The 18,995-nt window shown below is 46.8% G+C and carries 18 protein-coding genes; all 18 read right to left on the reverse strand.

The features are described 5' to 3' along the window. Positions 1-22: 22 nt before the first annotated feature. The gene (recA, locus tag AB432_RS17645) at positions 23-1,081 is read right to left on the reverse strand and encodes a recombinase RecA (protein ID WP_048033393.1); all 1,059 of its coding nucleotides are present in this window, start codon (positions 1,079-1,081) and stop codon (positions 23-25) included. A gap of 168 nt (positions 1,082-1,249) precedes the next feature. Beyond that, positions 1,250-2,839 (reverse strand): DEAD/DEAH box helicase, encoded by a 1,590-nt coding sequence (locus AB432_RS17650; protein WP_048033394.1) that lies wholly within the window; start codon positions 2,837-2,839, stop codon positions 1,250-1,252. A gap of 8 nt (positions 2,840-2,847) precedes the next feature. Further along, complete coding sequence (locus AB432_RS17655) at positions 2,848-4,092, reverse strand: competence/damage-inducible protein A (protein WP_048033395.1); 1,245 nt, start codon at positions 4,090-4,092, stop codon at positions 2,848-2,850. Between the two features lie 108 nt (positions 4,093-4,200). Next, positions 4,201-4,776, reverse strand: a complete 576-nt coding sequence (gene pgsA, locus AB432_RS17660) for a CDP-diacylglycerol--glycerol-3-phosphate 3-phosphatidyltransferase (RefSeq protein ID WP_048033396.1) — start codon at positions 4,774-4,776, stop codon at positions 4,201-4,203. After that, a complete protein-coding gene (rimO, locus tag AB432_RS17665; RefSeq protein ID WP_048033397.1) occupies positions 4,777-6,123 on the reverse strand; it encodes a 30S ribosomal protein S12 methylthiotransferase RimO in 1,347 nt (448 codons plus the stop codon). 111 nt (positions 6,124-6,234) lie between these two features. Then, positions 6,235-7,134 (reverse strand): helix-turn-helix domain-containing protein, encoded by a 900-nt coding sequence (locus tag AB432_RS17670; protein WP_048033398.1) that lies wholly within the window; start codon positions 7,132-7,134, stop codon positions 6,235-6,237. Positions 7,135-7,146: 12 nt separating this feature from the next. Beyond that, positions 7,147-7,926, reverse strand: a complete 780-nt coding sequence (locus AB432_RS17675; protein WP_015891684.1) for a YmfK family protein — start codon at positions 7,924-7,926, stop codon at positions 7,147-7,149. A 108-nt stretch (positions 7,927-8,034) separates the two neighbouring features. Beyond that, positions 8,035-8,304, reverse strand: coding sequence for a DUF3243 domain-containing protein (locus AB432_RS17680; protein WP_048033399.1), 270 nt, complete (start codon positions 8,302-8,304; stop codon positions 8,035-8,037). A gap of 100 nt (positions 8,305-8,404) precedes the next feature. After that, entirely contained in the window at positions 8,405-9,142 is a 738-nt protein-coding gene (gene ymfI, locus AB432_RS17685; protein ID WP_048033400.1) for an elongation factor P 5-aminopentanone reductase, read from the reverse strand. A gap of 7 nt (positions 9,143-9,149) precedes the next feature. Continuing rightward, a complete protein-coding gene (gene yfmH, locus AB432_RS17690; protein ID WP_048033401.1) occupies positions 9,150-10,442 on the reverse strand; it encodes an EF-P 5-aminopentanol modification-associated protein YfmH in 1,293 nt (430 codons plus the stop codon). Position 10,443: 1 nt separating this feature from the next. Next, a complete protein-coding gene (gene yfmF, locus AB432_RS17695) occupies positions 10,444-11,739 on the reverse strand; it encodes an EF-P 5-aminopentanol modification-associated protein YfmF (protein WP_048033402.1) in 1,296 nt (431 codons plus the stop codon). 210 nt (positions 11,740-11,949) lie between these two features. Continuing rightward, a complete protein-coding gene (locus AB432_RS30785) occupies positions 11,950-12,105 on the reverse strand; it encodes a hypothetical protein (RefSeq protein ID WP_164724468.1) in 156 nt (51 codons plus the stop codon). Between the two features lie 53 nt (positions 12,106-12,158). Then, positions 12,159-13,337, reverse strand: a complete 1,179-nt coding sequence (locus tag AB432_RS17700; protein WP_048033403.1) for a stalk domain-containing protein — start codon at positions 13,335-13,337, stop codon at positions 12,159-12,161. 131 nt (positions 13,338-13,468) lie between these two features. Then, positions 13,469-14,428: an ABC transporter permease gene (locus AB432_RS17705; protein WP_048033404.1), complete on the reverse strand. Its 960-nt coding sequence runs from the start codon at positions 14,426-14,428 to the stop codon at positions 13,469-13,471. After that, on the reverse strand, positions 14,428-15,501 hold the full coding sequence (locus AB432_RS17710; RefSeq protein ID WP_048033405.1) for an ABC transporter permease: 1,074 nt from the start codon (positions 15,499-15,501) through the stop codon (positions 14,428-14,430). The genes AB432_RS17705 and AB432_RS17710 overlap by 1 nt, the downstream gene beginning before the upstream one ends. Next, positions 15,494-17,035: an ABC transporter ATP-binding protein gene (locus AB432_RS17715; RefSeq protein ID WP_048033406.1), complete on the reverse strand. Its 1,542-nt coding sequence runs from the start codon at positions 17,033-17,035 to the stop codon at positions 15,494-15,496. The genes AB432_RS17710 and AB432_RS17715 overlap by 8 nt, the downstream gene beginning before the upstream one ends. A gap of 93 nt (positions 17,036-17,128) precedes the next feature. Beyond that, on the reverse strand, positions 17,129-18,175 hold the full coding sequence (locus AB432_RS17720) for a BMP family lipoprotein (protein ID WP_048033407.1): 1,047 nt from the start codon (positions 18,173-18,175) through the stop codon (positions 17,129-17,131). Positions 18,176-18,232: 57 nt separating this feature from the next. Further along, positions 18,233-18,958, reverse strand: a complete 726-nt coding sequence (locus AB432_RS17725) for a GntR family transcriptional regulator (RefSeq protein WP_015891694.1) — start codon at positions 18,956-18,958, stop codon at positions 18,233-18,235. Positions 18,959-18,995: the final 37 nt, after the last annotated feature.

The raw sequence follows: 18,995 nt of genomic DNA on the forward strand, positions 1-18,995 counted from the left end.
GACAGGCTGCTGTTTTACTTTCTTACTCCAGATCAAATGTAGGCTCTTCATCTTGCTCTGGGTCATGCTCTGCCTCTACTTCTGGAACAGAGCCAGGGTTCAGGCTGAAGTATTCACGCACTTTCGTTTCAATCTGTGATGCAATGTGCGGATTTTCCTTCAGGAAGACCTTCGAATTTTCTCTACCTTGGCCGAGACGCTCTTCGTTGAAGGAATACCAAGCACCACTCTTTTGCACGACGTCAATCTCAGAACCGATGTCGAGAATGCTACCTTCTCTGGAAATACCTTCACCGTACATGATGTCCACTTCTGCAACCTTAAATGGTGGAGCCACTTTATTTTTGACAACTTTTATCTTCGTTTTGCTACCCAAAATGTCGTTACCGACTTTGATAGATTCCGCTTTACGAACATCCAAACGAACACTCGCGTAGAACTTCAAAGCGCGTCCACCTGGAGTTGTTTCCGGGTTACCGAACATAACTCCCACTTTTTCACGAAGCTGGTTGATGAAGATTGCAATCGTTTTGGACTTGTTGATGGCACCAGACAACTTGCGGAGTGCTTGGGACATCAATCGTGCTTGCAAACCTACGTGGGAATCTCCCATCTCGCCCTCGATCTCTGCTTTTGGCACGAGTGCCGCAACGGAGTCGACTACAATAATGTCTACCGCACCAGAGCGCACCAGCGCTTCCGCGATCTCCAAAGCTTGCTCACCAGTATCTGGTTGGGACAACAGCAATTCGTCGATGTTCACACCCAGCTTCGCAGCGTAAACCGGATCCAAGGCATGCTCAGCATCGATAAACGCAGCCTGTCCACCTTGTCTTTGCACTTCTGCAATCGCATGAAGTGCTACTGTTGTTTTACCAGAAGACTCAGGTCCGTAAATCTCAATAATCCGTCCACGTGGGAATCCGCCCACACCCAGTGCGATATCAAGAGCAAGCGCTCCGCTCGATACAGTAGAAATCTGAACGTTGGAAACTTCCCCCAACTTCATAATGGAACCTTTACCGAATTGCTTTTCTATTTGACGCAATGCACTCTCCAAAGCTGCGCGACGATCTGACAAATGGTACACACCCTTTCAATTTTTCGCTTCTGTTTTGCTTGTCTTCATCATACCTCGAGACAGAAGTGTTTGCCAAGTATTTTTTGCGAACAAATATTCGCATCGTAAAAAAGCAGCCATTTCCTGGTTGATCCCAGTGAAATGACTGCTTTGTGTAATGCTTTCTAATTAGGAACGCTTCGCTCCGCGAGGCTTTGCAGGCTCCAGATTGATTCGTTTACCGTTGATACGTGTTTGACGCAGTGACTCATATACGAATGCCGCTACCTCTTCTGGAACCTCAACAAATGTGAAGTTCTCGAAAATGTCGATGCGACCTACTGATTTTCCTGGGATACCCACAGATTCAGAGATCTCTCTTACCAGATCCTGTGGCTTCATGTTCGCATTTCGACCTACGTTCAGGAAGAAGCGAACCATGCCTTTTGCTGCACCCGTCTCACCAAAGTTGTATGCTTCTACTTCCTGCCCTTGTCCCGCTTCGGTATGGAATGCCAGGTGCAATGCAGCAGCAGCTACTTTTTCAGCCGGGTATTGACCTACGAGAGCATCCGCTACTTTTTGATACATATCCGCGATTGCATCGCTTTCCAAAAGGCTAGTCAACTGTTCACGCAATTGTTCTTGTTTACGCTCAGCCACTTCCTCCAGGGAAGGAACATTGCGAGAGAGAACTTGTGCTTTTGTCTGCTTTTGGATAAACATCATTTGTCTTACTTCACGAGGCGTAACCAGCGTCATCGCAATTCCTTTGCGACCTGCGCGACCAGTACGGCCGATACGGTGTACGTAGCTCTCAGAGTCTTGTGGAATATCGTAGTTGATTACGTGAGAAACGTTTCCTACGTCGATACCGCGTGCTGCTACATCTGTCGCGATCAGGAATTCAATCGAGCCCTCACGGAACGCATTCATGACCTTGTCACGTTGTGCCTGTGACAAGTCGCCATGCAAGCCGTCAGCAAGGTATCCACGGGATTGCAGCACTTCGGACAACTCATCTACTCCGCGCTTAGTACGGCAGAAAATGATACCCAGCTCAACATCCTCACTGTCCAAGATACGGCAGAGGCTCTCTACTTTGTTACGGTCAAACACTTTGTAGTATACCTGTTCGATCAATGGTGCCGTTACTTCTTCACGGCTCACCGCGATTGTTTGCGGCTGTTTCATGTAACGGGTAGCCAAACGCTTGATTTCTGGTGGCATCGTCGCAGAGAACAGCAAGGTTTGACGCTCTTCTGGCATATGATTGATGATCGTCTCGATATCTTCGATGAAGCCCATGTCCAGCATTTCATCCGCTTCATCCAAAACGAGGGTATGTACGTGATCCAGCTTCAATGTTTTGCGACGCAAGTGGTCCATGACACGGCCAGGAGTACCTACAACGATTTGTACACCTTGACGCAGTGCACGAATTTGATGTCCGATCGATTGTCCGCCATAGATTGGCAGCGTACGAACTTTGTTGTATTTCGAGATACGCAAGAGCTCTCCCGCAACCTGGATAGCCAGCTCACGAGTCGGGGTCAGCACGATCGCTTGTACACGATTGGCAGGCGTAATCTTTTCTACAAGTGGAATCCCGAATGCAGCAGTCTTACCAGTACCTGTCTGTGCTTGACCAATCAGGTCACCGCCATCCAGAACTTTTGGAATGCAAGCTGCCTGAATCGGTGATGGCTCCTCGAAGCCCATATCGTGAATTGCTTGCAGAATAGATTTATGTAAAGGAAAATCGGAAAAAATCGTCATGAAAAAAATCACCTTTCTTTTTGCATTTGCAGCGCATAAAACAACGCGTATTTAGCAGCACGCCCAACGATTGCATGCCTTCTTCCGGCAAGGCGCAGCTCTTTTACAACTGTGGGTATTCCTTCAGCCGCGATCCCTACGTAAACAAGGCCAACAGGCTTGCCCTCGGAAGGATCGGGTCCAGCCACTCCCGTAACAGAAATCCCGTAAGTAGCTCCCAGCTTTTCTCGTACATGTTCAGCCAGCAATTGAGCTGTTTTCTCACTGACTGCCCCATCTGTTTGCAAAATGGAATCAGGTACTTCGAGCAGTTGATTCTTCACTTCATTAGTGTAGCAGACTACCCCTCCACGAAACACTTGCGAGCTTCCTGGCACAGAGGTAATCAACGAGGCAATCGCTCCTCCTGTGCAGCTTTCTGCACAAGCAATCGTCTCATTTCTCTTTTTCAGCTCAGAAACCAGCACGTCATGCAGCGACGAGCTCTCGCCCATCCCGTACATATACTGGCCAACACGGCTGAGAATTTCTTTTTCTACAGGCAAGATTAGGGATTCTCCTTCTTCGACTGTAGCAGCTCTTGCCGTAATGCGCAGCGTTACCTCGAATTCTTTGGCGTATGGCGCGATCGTTGGATTGTCCTGCTTTTCGATCAGATCGAGCAGTTTTTCCTCCAAAGCGGATTCGCCTATTCCGTAGAACCGGAGTACATGAGAATGAAACACTTGTTTTTCGGGGAGCAAATCGGTTAAGTAAGGCATCACGTAATTCTCCACCATTGGATACAGCTCGCTTGGTGGTCCAGGCAACAGCACGAACGTACTACTGTCATGACGGATCGCCATCCCCGGCGCCATCCCGAAATCGTTGGAGAATACATGGCTGCTAGAAAGCACCAGTGCCTGCTTACGATTGTTCTCCGTCATGACAATCCCACGTTGCGAAAAGAATTTTTCGATTCTCTCCATGGCCTCTGAATTCGTTTCCAATCCAATGCCTACATGCCCCGCCAAGGTTTCTTTCGTCAAATCATCTTGAGTCGGCCCTAGCCCACCCGTGAAAATGACGAGATCAGATCGTCCTGATGCCAATCGAATCACTTGTAGCAATCGCTCCGTGTTGTCTCCCACAACCGTATGAAAGTATACTCCCACGCCAATTTCCGCCAGCTTCCGAGAAAGAAACTGTGCGTTGGTGTTAGCGATCTGGCCTAACAAAAGTTCGGTACCTACCGCGATAATCTCCGCTCTCATCTTCCTCATCCCATTCTCTTTGAGAGTAGAAAAGCCTCTAAACTAATAGTTTATCACTTGCAAACGCTCAAGAGAAGAGTCTTGTGAAAAAAGAGACCAATACCCGCATTACGAGTATTGGATCACGTTACGATTTTTCGCAAAGTAGTCGTACCCGGAGTAAATCGTGATGATCACCATCGCCCAAGTAGCTACTTCGTCGAACGGAATGCCGAAGAACTCAAATGGGAAGTTGCGAATCATGACAGCCGTAATTGCTACGATCTGCACCCATGTTTTCAGTTTACCCAATGCACTCGCCGCAATTACCTGTCCTTCTGCCGCAGCAACTAGCCGTAGACCAGTTACCGCAAACTCCCGGCTGATAATGACAATCGCAATCCACGCTTCCAAACGTTGCATCTCTACGAGCGAAATGAGTGCTGCAGAAATCAACAGCTTATCAGCAAGCGGGTCCAGAAACTTCCCCAAGTTCGTCACGATTTTTTTCTTCCTTGCAATATAACCGTCGAGTCCGTCCGTACTGGCTGCTAGGATAAACACCAAAGCCGCAATCAGCTCGTTATACGTCATCGTCAGGCTGCCAATCGAAAATGTCCCGATGTTGTAACGCACCAGCAGAAAAAACATAACTACCGGCACCAGAAAAATCCTGGCGAGGGTGATGCGGTTGGCGAGATTCACCTAGACTACCTCCCCGGCTAAATCGTATTCATAGGAGTGTGTAATTTTTACTTTTACGATGGTGCCCAGATCGCCTTTAAATCCAGTGACGAATACTTCACCATCGATTTCCGGAGCGTCATACTGTGTTCTACCTACATAAATATCGTTACGTCCTTCGTAACGTTCAATCAAAACTTCCAGGACTTGACCAACAAAGCGTCCATTGCGATCTCCGGCTACTTCACGCTGAATCTCCATCAGCATGTTCGCACGTTTTTCCTTAACCTCTTCGTCTACGTGGTCAGGCAGACGGGAAGCTGGAGTGTCATCCTCGTTGGAGTAAGTAAACACACCCAGTCGATCAAAGCGGATATCCTTCACAAACTCGCTCAGGCGCTCAAAGTCTTCGTCAGTTTCCCCCGGGAACCCTACGATCAAAGAGGTACGCAGTGCCACATCTGGAACCTGCGCGCGAATTTTTTCTACCAGCGCACGAATGTCCGTCTGTCTTCCAGGGCGACGCATTCTTTTCAAAATATGGTCTTCGGAGTGCTGCAAAGGCATATCTACGTATTTGCACACTTTTGGATTGGTAGCAAAGGTATGGATCAATTCATCCGTGAAAAATCCAGGGTATGCATAGTGAAGACGAATCCACTCGATGCCCTCGACTTCTGCCAGACGGTTTAAAAGCTCAGGAAGCATCAGCTTTCCATCGTAAATATCCGTTCCGTAGTTCGTAGAATCTTGTGCGATCAGACTTACTTCTACGATACCTTGTGCAGCCAGATGACGCGCTTCTTCTACGATCGACTCAATGGTACGACTGCGGAATCCCCCACGCATCAAAGGAATCGAGCAGAACGTACAGGCGTTGTCGCAACCCTCGGCAATTTTAATATATGCGGAGTATGTGCCTTGTTTTACTTTCCGCTTCACTACATCTTCGTACGTAAAAATGGGATTTCCTACAAAAATCGGACGCTTGCCCTCAAGAGATTCTTCGATAATACCTGTAATCGACATAAAATCGCCTGTTCCGACAATGCCGTCCACCTCAGGAATCTCATTCAAGATATCCTCTTTGTAACGTTGTGTGAGACAGCCTGCCACCACAAGCGATTTCAGTTTGCCGGATTCCTTCAATTCACCCATTTCCAGAATCTTGTTTACGGATTCTTCCTTGGCTGCATCGATGAAACCGCAGGTATTGACGATAACCACAGTTGCTTCTTCCGGGTTATCAACCAGTTCATAACCTTTTTCATCTATCAGATGGGCCATCATGTCCGAATCAACGAGATTCTTTTCACAGCCCAGCGTTACAATCGCTACTTTTTCACGCGTGCCTACCTTCTCTGTCATCTTTTTTCCTCCAATTGGTCACACCAACCCATATTACACCTATCCAGTATAATATAAGCCTCAAGGAAGTGTCAAAACAGAGAAAAGTACAAAAGGCAAGCATATGCTTGCCTACTGGGTGACCGCCTCTTTTACTTTCATCGTAATATTGGACGGCATTGACTTCATTTTAGACGTGTCTACCAAGACTCCGTTAACCTTCAATTCCACTACAGTCGGTTTGCCCAAACGAATATAAGCGGATTTCCCCAGCTCAATCGTTTTTTCCTGATCCTTCTTGAGCGTGCCCTGCTCAACATACGTTTTGCCTTTTCCTTCCGAAATACCAAACCAGCTTGTTTCTTCTTTCACCTTCAGATAAACCGTGATTTTTTCTCCACCTTGCAAGGAATAGTTATACATCGATCCTTGCTGTGATTCGAATGTGATCGTTGCCTGAGGAGTATCCGTAACGGACTCAGGTGGGTTTGTTCCTGTTTCGGGAGTCGGTGTGGTAATAGCAGGAGGCTTCGGTTGTTGAGCAATCGGGGATGTTGACGCTCCACCACCATTGCCAGGCGTGACAATTTCAGCTCCAGGGTTAACTGCTCCACCCGGCATTGGCTGAGTCATCTGACCTCCGTTGTTGTTGACAACAGCGAAATAAATAACCCCGAAAATCAAGGCAATAAACAATACGAGCAAGGTTTTGGTAACCCATCGCCCCGCTTGTAATGGATTGTTCGCTGAAGCAACTCGTCTGCGACGCAGTCGTTCTACTTGCTCTGTAGGTGGCTGGGCCGGCAAATCGGACTGAAAGTGAGTCAGGATGTGGTTCGGGTCTAGACCGACAGCTTCCGCATAACTCTTTATAAATGCACGCGCGTAAAAGTGGCCAGGAAGTACGTGAAAATGACCCCTTTCAATGGCTTCCAAATATCGCCGCTGTATCTTGGTGATACGTTGGATGTCGTCGAGCGTGATTCCTTTTTCTTCGCGGGCCCTTTGTAGGACTTGACCTAGCTCAGACACAGCTGCCCCTCCTTAATTCATTTCGAAATTATCAAAGCCGCGATTGTTGATAAGCTCATATGTAATCTCTTCATCCGGATGATGACGCAGCTCAATAATGTAATGGAAATCATCAAGTTGGTACTCTGATTCCCTTACGAATATATCCGGATGCTCAATGATCTTTGCGGCAGGAAAGTTCATAATCTCCCGTAGCAAGGTAAAGTGCTTTTCTGTCGATCGCAGCGTTGAGACAATTCCATCTATCAAATATACATGATCAGTAGACATTTCATCAATGGCTAAGGAGCTACGCACCGTCTGGCGCAACAAAGTAGAGGAAATGAATGTCCAACGTTTATTGGCGGATACGCTGGCTGCAATCATGGATTCTGTCTTCCCTACGCGAGGCATGCCACGAATCCCGATGAGCTGGTGACCTTCCCTCTTCAGGATTTCTGCCATGAAATCGACCAGCAAGCCCAGCTCCTCACGAACAAAGCGAAATGTTTTTTTGTCCTCGCTATCCCGTTCAATATAGCGACCGTGGCGTACAGCCAATCGATCCAGCATGGTCGGGGGACGTAACCTCGTTATGGTTATGTTGTCCATTTTTTGCACAACGTTGCGCAAAACCTCCATTTTTTCATCATCATCGGTCAAGAGAAGCATACCTCGACGCATGGTATCCACACCATTGATCGTCACGATATTGATGTTCAACATCCCCAGAATAGAAGATACGTCCCCTAAGAGACCGGGACGGTTACGGGCAATCTCATACTCCATGTACCATTCTTTCTTCGCTTCCATATGCAATCCTCTCCGCCAACCAGAATTCTCTTCTTATGTAGTATATCACGTTCGTTTCATTCGACAATCGCGAAAAGAAAAATCCCCAAAAGTAGGGGATTTAAATGGCTAGCTGCCAGCGTTCGCGTCATTGCGATTCTGAACAAGCTTCACCATGAGTGATGCCAAAGCTTGTTGCTGCTGTTGATCACCTGCGTCCCACAGCTGTTTCAACAGACGCTCCTGATCGTTTTTCGGGTCTACTTGCTCAGACAGATAGCTACCGATTTGATAAGCTACATTTTGAAGCGTATCGCTTTCCATCCCGGCTTGTTTCGCTTGTTCTACCCGATCTCCGAGAAACGCTTTCCAGTCGCTGAAATTGTCAAGAATCGACATAGGGAAATTCCCTCCTTTTGTACGTTGCGAACAGATTTGCTGCCCACACAAAAGGTAGAATTCCATCATTTCTCGTATTTTATTCATGCATACTGCTCTTCTACGTGTACCATCCACCGTTTGGACTAATCACTTGACCCGTCACATAACTGGAATCCGCCGAAAGCAAAAAGCGCACGACTGCGGCTACTTCATATGGTTGTCCGAGACGGTTGGCAGGTATTTCTTCCGCGATCATTTCCATTTCATCTGGTGCAAAACGCTCCAGCATGCCACCAGCAATTGCTCCAGGAGCGACTGCATTTACCGTGATTCCGTTTGGGGCCATTTCCTTTGCCAGGGCTTTGGTGAACGTATTGATTGCTCCTTTGGTCATGGAATACAGCACCTCACATGAACCGCCTGTCAGCCCCCAAATGGAAGAAATGTTGACGATGCGCCCATACCTTGCACGCAGCATGGCTGGAGCAGCAGCTTGGCAGACCAAAAAAGCAGATCGAACATTGAGTGCGATGAGCTCATCGAATTTCTCGACAGTCACATCCGTAAATAAGCCGACATCATCCACTGAGGCGTTGTTTACGATCAACAAAGGTGCAACCTGTATCTGTGCAAACATAGCCGCAATTTGCTGTGGATCCCGTAGATCAGCTTGGAGGATGCCGTACGGAACGCCCCTCTCCTGGCATTTTTGCACCAACGGCTCCAATTTTTCTATATTTCGATTGTAATGCAGATAAAGGGGAACCCCCGCATCAATCAGGTAGGTAGCGATCGCCTGCCCGATCTCTCCGGACGCTCCCGTAATTAACGCCCATGGCGTCTCTTGCTTGAACATGAATACATTACTCCTGTGGCGAAGCGGAACGAACGATGGAAACAGCCATCTGCTCGATTAAAAAATGCTCCTTCAAACGTTTTTCCACATCTTCGCGTGTGATCGACTCCAACGTCGGCACAACGGAAAACAAATCATTTCCGTTAAATTTGAAGCTGGTAAACTGGTTAGCGATAAACTCTACGGAGTTTAGAGAACGCAGGAAGTTTCCGATTTTTTTACGCTTTGCACGCTCAAAATCATCCTGGGCTATACCGTTTTGCTTCAACTGTTCGATTTCTGCTTTGATCGTTTCCACTAAACGCTCTGGATCAGGTGTATCTCCACCAATGATCGTATACGCATAATCCTGCTCACTACTGTAGTCAAAATCAAAGCTTTCCGTGATCAGCTCGCTGTCATACAAACGCTCATAGACAGCGGAGCTTGTGCCGAACGCGATGTCCAATACCAGTTTAGTAGTCAACTCGCGTTTTAACAAGGCTTCCTTGGTTAGACCGTTTTCCTTTTCCTTGATTCCAATCATGCATTTGGGCAAGCCAACTGTTAGAAACGCTTCTACTTTTGCTTCCGCTGGAGCTGATGGCTCTTCAGGAAAAACGCGTGTGATTTGTGGCGCAGGAGGAAACTCCTTTGCTCCCTGATTTTCTCGAATGAGCTTCATGATCGCTTCTGGCTCGAAGGAGCCCACCACCAATAGGAGCATATTGGCTGGATGATAAAACGTTTCATAGCACTGATACAAATATTCTTTTGTAATATGAGAAATCGTCTCGATCGTACCCGCAATCTCAATGTTAATCGGATACTTTTGGTACATGGCCTTTAAGAGGTTCATGTACACCTTCCAGTCAGGATTGTCATCGTACATGGTAATTTCCTGGCCGATGATTCCTTTTTCCTTTTCTACACTGGCATCTGTAAAATACGGGTCCTGTACATAGTCGAGCAGCAGATTCAGATTATCATCTAGCTTATCTGTGCACGAGAACAAATAAGCCGTACGATTGAAGCTCGTGAACGCATTGCAGCTCGCCCCATTTTTACTGAATTCGTGCATGACATCGCGATCTTTTTTCTCAAACATTTTGTGCTCAAGAAAATGCGCAATGCCGTCAGGAACATTGATTTCTTCCCCGCTTCGGGTGCGGAAATGGCTATCAATGGAGCCATAGCGCGTAGTGAACACAGCGTATGTTTTGCTGAAGCCTTGTTTGGGAACCAAATAGACTTGCAATCCATTTTGGAGAGCTTCATGATATACCGTTTCATTTACTTGTTCAAAGACAGTGGTCTGCATCTTATGCCTCTCCCTTCTTGTCCCGTAGCAGATAAATCGTGTCGATCGTCACCTTGCTCGCTACTTTCTTGATATCCTCAATGGTCGCTTGGTTGATCCCCGCCAAAAGCTCTTCAATTTTCCGAGGACGTCCGCTAATTACACCGTTGTACGTAAAATCAATCATGCCGCGAGCACTGTCCAGCAGCTCACGGAACTGGTTAGACAAAGTCGCCCGCGTCTGACTCATCTCCTCTTCCGTGATGGTTCCTTGTTGCATCAGTTCAAGCTGCTGCTTAATAATCTCAACCGCACGCTGATATTTGCTAACATCAATCCCAGACATAATCATGAGAATCCCTTTGTGACTCTCTAGCCTGGAAACGGCATAGTAAGCGAGACTCTCTTTTTCACGGACGTTGACAAACAGCTTGGAGTGAGGAAAACCGCCTAATATCCCGTTGAACAAGAGCAGCGTCGGGTAATCGTCATCCTTATAAGTGATCTGCGTGCGGCAGCCGATATTGAGCTTTGCTTGGTTGACATCCAGTCGATCGATCACTTCGCGTTCAGCTGATACATCCTTCGCCGTCGATGCGATCTGTAGTTCACCTACTTGGGAGCGCTCCAATGGGATATGCTTGCGAATAGCCTCGCTCACTTCCTGCTGATCAACATCGCCCACCACGAACATATTGATCGGATTCGTCGTCGTTACTTCTTTAAAATATTGATACAACTCCTGACCGGAGATCTTCGGCAAATCCGTCACGCGCCCTTGGACGAGAAGAGCGAATGGTTCGCCTTTACACATTTCTTCTGTCACACGTTGGTTCGCATACTTCATTTTGTCGTCGATCAAACTCTCCATCCGTTTACGTAGCGTCTCTTTTTCCTGTGCCAAGTACTTTTCGGAAAAAGCGTTGTTTTGTACATACGGTCTAACGAGCATATCTCCTACGAATTCGATGGCCTGCTCCAAAAGAGAGGCTTCATTGGACAAATATTTTTCATTCGGGACTTCCATGTAAATTTGCAGGATTTGTCGCTCGCCTTTTTTGGTGACATCTACATCAAAAATAGCACCATACAGGAAATCCAAATGTGCTCGCAATAGCTTCGTTTCTGGAAAACGAGCGCTGGCACGTTTCATGACCATCGCAAGCAATGCTGTTTTCGTTACGTGCTCCTCCGATAGCGCCTGTTCAATCATCGTCACGATCGTCGTTGTCTTGAACTTTTCGGTTGGAAGGATATGTACGTTCATCCCATTGATTTGGGAGCTTTGAAATGCAATTTCGGTTGTAGAAGCAGTCATAGTCCAATCTCCCTTCTCCATCAGCTTACTCATACTCTTCTCTATTGTAACCAATTGTCAGGGCATCAAGCATCAGAATCTTCCATTATATATCCCAGTCCTTCATCCTATGCGCTCACGCAAGTCCCGTAATACGCAAATCACAGCGCTTCCATATGTACAAAAAAAGAGCGAACGACACCTTTTTACGAAGGGCGTTCACTCTTTTCCTTACATATCCATTGCATCCCACTCTCGAGGATCATCCGATGTGCTATGCTCTTCAACAAATCGACCACAATCAGACGAGAGACAGAGCATGCCATCCAACTGCTCATCGTGAAAGGGCAAGCCGTGGCTTCCCCCACAGTACGGACAAGTCCACATACGAAGGGCCTCCTTTTATTCGTGAAGGTACTCCGTAGTAGTTTGTCCCAATATTAGAGGGGACTCTCCACTTTATTTTGCTCCCAAATCCGCAAGTAATCATACGGATCCATCGCTTTCCCCGTGCTGTTACGATAGAGGCCAAAATGCAGGTGAGGTTCAAACATTCCCACTGTACCAGTTCCACCGTAGCCTGTATCTCCAACAAAACCGATCAGTTGTCCAGCTTTTATCGTTTTCCCTGCATACAATCCTGGTGCATACGCCTGCAAATGAGCGTAATACATCCGATATTGACCGTTCTCATCCGTAATGTTTACTCTCCAACCACCATACGTATTCCAGCCCACTTTGTTGATCGTCCCATCGGATACCGAGTAAATCGGCGTTCCTTTCGGTGCCATAATGTCGATGCCTTCGTGACTACGGACACTGCCGCTATTCGACTCCGTCCACTCTCGATCAGACCCGAAGCTATCCCCATACGGCTCATACCAGCTATTATCGTGGAAAGGAAACCGATATTGGTTTCCAATCAATTGATCATCCGCAACTTTTGTGGCAAATGGATGCTCAGCTCGTTGTGCACCTTCTGGCAAAAATAAAATTTGACCTACCAGTAGCTCATCAGAAGAGAGAGGATTATTTTTCTGAATAGCACTCATGCTCGTGTCATGGCTAGCTGCAATTTTTGATAAGGTATCACCCTGTTGAACGACATACGGATTCAAAGAGTATTTCACACTTGCAGCCTTGTCTTCTACAGGTTTGGATTGTATGTATGCAACGGCCGACATCTCATCCCATTGAACTTGATAGCCAAAAGCCTCTGAGATAAACCGGATCGGAACAAGCGTCCGCTTATCCACAATGATGGGAGAGACATCCATCTTCAAGCGTTTTCCATCAACATACGCAGTCTGGCTTCCAATTGTTAGGGTGATATGCTTGCCTTTTTTGTTGAGCAATACTTTTTGTGTTTTGGCTTCGTAGCTTACTTCTGATCCTGTTGCCTCCGCTACTATCCGGATCGGAACGAGCATGCGTCCATTTTGATGGATGGGCGATACATCTGATTGGACTCCCCTTCCATCGACAACGACAGAAATGACCGGTCCTGGTTCTTTTGCTGAAACCATTCCAGCGGATACTGCTATCATCAGGCAAAAGACAAAAGCGCCTAGAATCCTGTTCCATCGATAACTGCTGTACGTATGTAGACAGCGGTTCATCTTTTTCCCTCCCCACAGATAATTTGCAAAAACGGATAGGACCGTTTTTTTTTGCGGACCGCAAGCAGTCACAAAAATTATCGCACAGAGGAAGTGACAGGTTCTAGACGCTAAATTTTGTCAACGAATGATTAACGTGATCCCGTATCGTAAGGTTTGCCGAGGGCCGCTGGAGCACTGGATCGCCCTACCAGACCAGCCATCACGAGAATCGTCAGTACGTATGGAAGCATGAAGATAAATTCAGTAGGAATGTAATTGGTCAATCCAAAGATTTGCACCAAAGACTTGATCGCTTGAGCGACACCAAAGAACAAAGCTGCTCCCATCGCACCCATTGGATGCCATTTACCAAAGATCAAGGCCGCAATCGCGATAAACCCTTGTCCGGAAACCGTATTATGGGAAAAGTTACTGGTTGTCGTCAAAGAAATGGTAGCTCCACCCAATGCAGCCAGCATACCACTGATCATAACAGCCGTGTATCGCATTCTCTTTACATTGATCCCTACTGTATCAGCAGCACGCGGATGCTCACCAACTGAACGCAAGCGCAATCCGAATGGTGTCTTAAATACAATATACCAAGTAAGGAAAACGGCAATGAAAGCTAGATAGCTAGTAGGATACGCCTCAAAAATGGCATGTCCGATGTACGGAATTTCACTCAATCCAGGAATACTGAATTTGTTAAACACAGTGTTCAACGTTGTTGTCTGACCTGCTCCGTCGAAAATAATTTTGGTCAGGTAGATGGAAAGCCCAGCTGCCAGGAAGTTCAGGGCCACACCACTGACAGTCTGGTCCGCTTTAAATGTAACAGAAGCAACGGCATGCGGGAGTGCAAAAATAGAACCGGCAATCCCTGCCGCAATAAATCCGACCCACGGTGCCCAAGCACCCAGTGAATCTTGGAAAGCATAGGTCATTACGGCACCAGTAAAAGCACCGATAATCATCATACCTTCTAGCGCAATGTTCACGACACCAGAACGCTCGGAGTACAGTCCACCCAATGCGGCAAAAATCAAGGCAGTGGAAAACACGATGGTATCATGAACGAGGTTGCTGAGAATTAATCCCCAATCCATCAGTGTCCACCTTCCTTTTTCTTCATCAAGATCGGCTTAACGAAAATTTTCACGATGCCATGTGCAGCAACGAAGAAAATAACAGAAGCAATCACGACACGAATCAACTCAAACGGTACACCCGCACTAAACTGCATGCCGCTCGCACCAAATGTGAGAACCCCAAACAATATAGCAGCAAGGATAACCCCGAATGGTGTATTTCCGCCAATCAATGCTACCGCGATTCCATCAAAGCCATAGCCCGTATGCTGCGTCATGATCGCTTGATAGTGGAATACGCCCAAAATCTCAGTAGCTCCACCAATTCCTGCAAACATACCACCAATGAACATGGCCTTTACAACATTACGATTCACGTTCATACCTGCATACTCAGAAGCATGCGGGTTCAAACCAACGGAACGCAATTCAAAACCAGATTTTGTTTTCCAAAGAATGATATAGAAGAAAATAGCTGCGAGTACGGCAATCAGTGTACCCCAGTGTAAACGAGCATTGTCAAACATTTCGGCCAGCCATCCAATGGTAATGATCGCAGAATCCTTTACTTCTTCGGATGTTTGTTTGCCTGCTGGAATAAAGAAAGCATTCATGACCCAGTTTGCAAAGTAAAGAGCTACCCAGTTCAACATGATGCTGGTAATAACCTCATTGACACCACGAGCTGCTTTCAAATAACCGGCAATGGCACCCCACAAGCCACCTGCTACAGCACCTGCAAGGATAGCAAGTGGAGCATGAATGATAGCTGGAAGGTCAAACGAAACACCTACGACAGTTGAAGCAATCATCCCTACGATAAATTGACCTTCTGCCCCAATGTTAAAGAGACCTGTACGGAATGCAAACGCCACAGCCAAACCTGTAAAGATCAAAGGCGTAATTTGGCGAATTGTTTCACCAAAGTTATACGCGCTTCCAAATACTTTTTTAATCAAAGCCGTATAGGCATCGATTGGGTTAAATCCACCTGCCAGCATTGCGATTGCTCCAGTCAAAAGACCAAGAAGGATCGCAACGGCAGGAACGAGAAACGATTCTTTCGTGAAGACCGCAATAACTTTATTCATCGTTTCCCCCTCCTTGCATTACTTTTCCGCCGGACATCATCAAGCCGAGCTCTTGCTCCGTTGTCGATTTTGCATCGACAATCCCCACAATGGCTCCCTCATAAATAACCGCAATCCGGTCGGACACATTGATAACCTCATCCAGCTCCAAGGAAAGCAAGAGAACCGCTTTTCCCTGATCGCGTTGATCAATTAGTCTGCGATGAATGAATTCGATAGCCCCTACATCCAAGCCGCGAGTAGGTTGTGCCGCAATCAGCAAATCCGGGTTCTTGTCCACTTCGCGGGCAATAATTGCCTTTTGTTGGTTTCCTCCCGACAGTGCTCGTGCTGGTGTGTAAATACTCGGAGTCCGAACGTCGAATTCTTCGATAAGCTTGGCCGCATGCTTGTCAATGGCGCCATAATCAAGAAAACCGCCTTTGCAAAACGTTGGATGGAAGTACGTTTCCAATACCATATTTTCACTCATGGTGAAATCAAGAACCAATCCTCGTTTATGTCGGTCTTCAGGAATATGAGACAATCCTGATTCCGAGATGTTTCGCGGATTTTGATTCGTAATTTCTTTGCCATTAAGAAGGACACGCCCACTTGTTGCTTTACGCAAGCCAGTTAATACTTCAATCAGTTCACTTTGGCCGTTTCCGTCGACTCCAGCAATTCCGAGAATTTCACCAGCGCGAACCTCTAAGCTGAGATTGTTCAGTGCATTCACACCTCGGTTACCCATCGCAGTCAAGTTCTCTACAGCCAAGATTGTTTCTTTTGGTTTTGCTTCCGTTTTATCCACGCGGAAGTTTACTTCACGACCAACCATTTTTGCAGCCAAGTCGTCTGGATTCGTATCTTTTACCAATACGGAGTCAATGACTTTTCCTCGACGAATGATCGTAACCGCGTCACATACAGCCATAATTTCTTTTAGCTTGTGTGTGATCAGGATAATCGTCTTACCTTCTTTTACCAAGTTATGCATGATCTCGATAAGTTCATGGATTTCCTGCGGCGTCAATACAGCCGTAGGCTCATCAAAAATCAAGATGTCCGCGCCGCGATAAAGCGTTTTCAAAATCTCTACGCGCTGCTGCATCCCTACGGAGATATCCTGGATTTTTGCTCTCGGATCAACTTTGAGCCCGTATTGATTCGACAGTTTTTCTACCGCTTTCTCAGCGCTTTGAATATCTATCTTCAACCCGTTTTTCGGTTCATTTCCTAGCACAATGTTTTCAGTGACTGTAAATGTTTCTACGAGCATAAAATGTTGGTGAACCATTCCGATACCAAGTTCGTTTGCAACCCTTGGACTGGTGATCTGTACAACTTTCTCGTTAATCAGAATTTCGCCTTCATCCGGCTGATATAGACCGAACAAGATATTCATGAGTGTGGACTTACCTGCGCCATTCTCTCCAAGCAGCGCATGAATTTCACCTTTACCTACAGACAGTGTAATACTGTCATTCGCAACAATGCCTGGGAACCGTTTTGTGATCCCTCTCATTTCAACCACTTTTTTTACCGAGTTCATGCATGCTCACCCCATTTTTCGGGTCTATTGTGAAGGTAAAGGACAAGGCCAGTAGCTCGAACCAGCCTTGTCCATTTGCAGCTTCCTTAGTTTTTACTTGTCAGGAACTGTGATTTCGCCTTTAACGATTTTTTGCTTGTATTCTTCAACCAGCTTCAGTACGTCTTCAGGAACGTTCTTCGTGGAAGTGTCAGCCAGACCTACACCGTTTTCAGCCAGTCCGAGCCATTGTACTCCGCCTTTGAATTTACCCTCAGACAGGTCTTTCGCTACACGAATAACTGCTTCGTCAACACGTTTTACCATGGAAGTCAAAGTGATTTCGTCGCCGAAAGTCAGGGATTGGTCTTTGTCAACACCGATTACCCATACGTTCTCGCCTTTAGCTTTACGGTCTTTTGCTTCGTTGAACACACCGTCGCCTGTACCGCCGGAAGCGTGGAAGATGATGTCCACACCTTGACCGTACATGGAGGAAGCCGTGGATTTACCCATGTCTGGTTTATCAAAAGCACCCGTGTAAACTTTAACTACTTGAATGCTTGGATCAACAGCTTTTACACCCGCTTCGAAACCAAGATCAAAACGTTTGATTACTGGGATGTCAACGCCACCCACGAATCCAACCTTTTTCGTTTTGGTCATTTTCGCTGCAACTACCCCAGCGAGGAAGGAGCCTTCATGCTCTTTAAAGAGTACAGATGCAACGTTAGGAGCATCAACTTCAGCGTCGATGATCGCCAATTTTGCGTCTTTGTTTTCATCTGCTACTTTTTTCAGGTGGTCACCCATCAGGAAGCCGATACCCCAAGTCAGATCCCAACCGTCTTTTACGAATTGAGTCAGGTTTGGTACATAGTCAGCATCTGATTTTGATTGCAGATAGTTTACATTTTCTTTCGGGAGATTCAAATCGGTTTGGAGTTTTTGCAGCCCTTCCCAAGCACTCTGGTTAAAGGAGTTGTCGTTTACACCGCCAACGTCTGTAACCATACCTACTTTGATAGCTTTAGCGGCTGGAGCGCCTCCATTGCTACCAGTTTGGCCTTGAGGCTGTGCTTCTGGTTTGCTTCCGCAGCCAGCGAGAACGAGCGACAGGCTGAGTGTTGCCACAGAAAGCACGGATAGAACTTTCTTCATCTGAGATTACCCCCTGTTTTTAGTTGATGAAATTGTTGAGTGAGGTCGCCCCCACAGTTACAACCGTCTCCGTACGACATGAAAGTGAATTTTGTCAGCCCTGAAGTAATTATGGGAGTATAGCACTGGCTTTTCACTTTCGTCGTAATGAATCTGTTTGAGCAAGAGCATGGGAGCAGATTTATCGCAATGCAGCAGGTTGGAAACCTTTTCATTGTAGCCCACAGGTTCAATATCGGCTACTGCGTATGCGATCCTTACCCCTGTTACGCTCTCTAGCCATTTGAAGATAGACTCTCCACTTGCCGCATAGCCCTCGGGCACCAGATGTGCAGGAATGCGGTCCACACAATAAACCACAGGCTCACCGTCAGCCGTTCGAATTCGCTCTACTATGAGAACGCCTTCACCCGGATTTAAGGCTAGCCGCTTCCTCTCTTCTTCAGCAGATTCGCCAAAGGATGTTTTCAGGATCAAGGTTCCTGCCGTATATCCTTGACGCTCGATTGCATCCGTCACACTAAAGAGTTCCCCAATCCCACCTGAAAAAACAGGCTTTGAATTAATAAAGGTACCTACACCGTGTCTACGAATGACAATCTTCTCTTCCTCAAGAAGTCGGAGTGCCTCGCGAAGCGTCGCCCTGCTTACACCAAGCTGTTTGGATAGTTCGGCTTCAGAAGGGAGGCGTTCACCAGGACGAAGAAGTCCGGTTTCGATATCACTCTTGATCTTGTCCATTACCAAGAGAAACAGTGATCGAACATTCCCTTTGATGCTCATCATCATTCACTCCTGCTGTCCTTCAGCCATCCCAACA

It is taken from the genome of Brevibacillus brevis (genome assembly GCF_001039275.2).
Lineage (GTDB): Bacteria > Bacillota > Bacilli > Brevibacillales > Brevibacillaceae > Brevibacillus > Brevibacillus brevis_C.

What these genes read in the sequence shown, in the direction of transcription:
- AB432_RS17720 (WP_048033407.1), bottom strand. Translation starts at nt 18,175, where the DNA reads ATGAAGAAAGTTCTATCCGTGCTTTCTGTGGCAACACTCAGCCTGTCG.
- AB432_RS17705 (WP_048033404.1), bottom strand. Translation starts at nt 14,428, where the DNA reads ATGGATTGGGGATTAATTCTCAGCAACCTCGTTCATGATACCATCGTG.
- yfmH (WP_048033401.1), bottom strand. Translation starts at nt 10,442, where the DNA reads ATGCAGACCACTGTCTTTGAACAAGTAAATGAAACGGTATATCATGAA.
- AB432_RS17715 (WP_048033406.1), bottom strand. Translation starts at nt 17,035, where the DNA reads ATGAACTCGGTAAAAAAAGTGGTTGAAATGAGAGGGATCACAAAACGG.
- AB432_RS17700 (WP_048033403.1), bottom strand. Translation starts at nt 13,337, where the DNA reads ATGAACCGCTGTCTACATACGTACAGCAGTTATCGATGGAACAGGATT.
- rimO (WP_048033397.1), bottom strand. Translation starts at nt 6,123, where the DNA reads ATGACAGAGAAGGTAGGCACGCGTGAAAAAGTAGCGATTGTAACGCTG.
- AB432_RS17725 (WP_015891694.1), bottom strand. Translation starts at nt 18,958, where the DNA reads ATGAGCATCAAAGGGAATGTTCGATCACTGTTTCTCTTGGTAATGGAC.
- AB432_RS30785 (WP_164724468.1), bottom strand. Translation starts at nt 12,105, where the DNA reads ATGTGGACTTGTCCGTACTGTGGGGGAAGCCACGGCTTGCCCTTTCAC.
- AB432_RS17710 (WP_048033405.1), bottom strand. Translation starts at nt 15,501, where the DNA reads ATGAATAAAGTTATTGCGGTCTTCACGAAAGAATCGTTTCTCGTTCCT.
- AB432_RS17680 (WP_048033399.1), bottom strand. Translation starts at nt 8,304, where the DNA reads ATGTCGATTCTTGACAATTTCAGCGACTGGAAAGCGTTTCTCGGAGAT.
- AB432_RS17655 (WP_048033395.1), bottom strand. Translation starts at nt 4,092, where the DNA reads ATGAGAGCGGAGATTATCGCGGTAGGTACCGAACTTTTGTTAGGCCAG.
- yfmF (WP_048033402.1), bottom strand. Translation starts at nt 11,739, where the DNA reads ATGACTGCTTCTACAACCGAAATTGCATTTCAAAGCTCCCAAATCAAT.
- AB432_RS17650 (WP_048033394.1), bottom strand. Translation starts at nt 2,839, where the DNA reads ATGACGATTTTTTCCGATTTTCCTTTACATAAATCTATTCTGCAAGCA.
- ymfI (WP_048033400.1), bottom strand. Translation starts at nt 9,142, where the DNA reads ATGTTCAAGCAAGAGACGCCATGGGCGTTAATTACGGGAGCGTCCGGA.
- AB432_RS17675 (WP_015891684.1), bottom strand. Translation starts at nt 7,926, where the DNA reads ATGGAAGCGAAGAAAGAATGGTACATGGAGTATGAGATTGCCCGTAAC.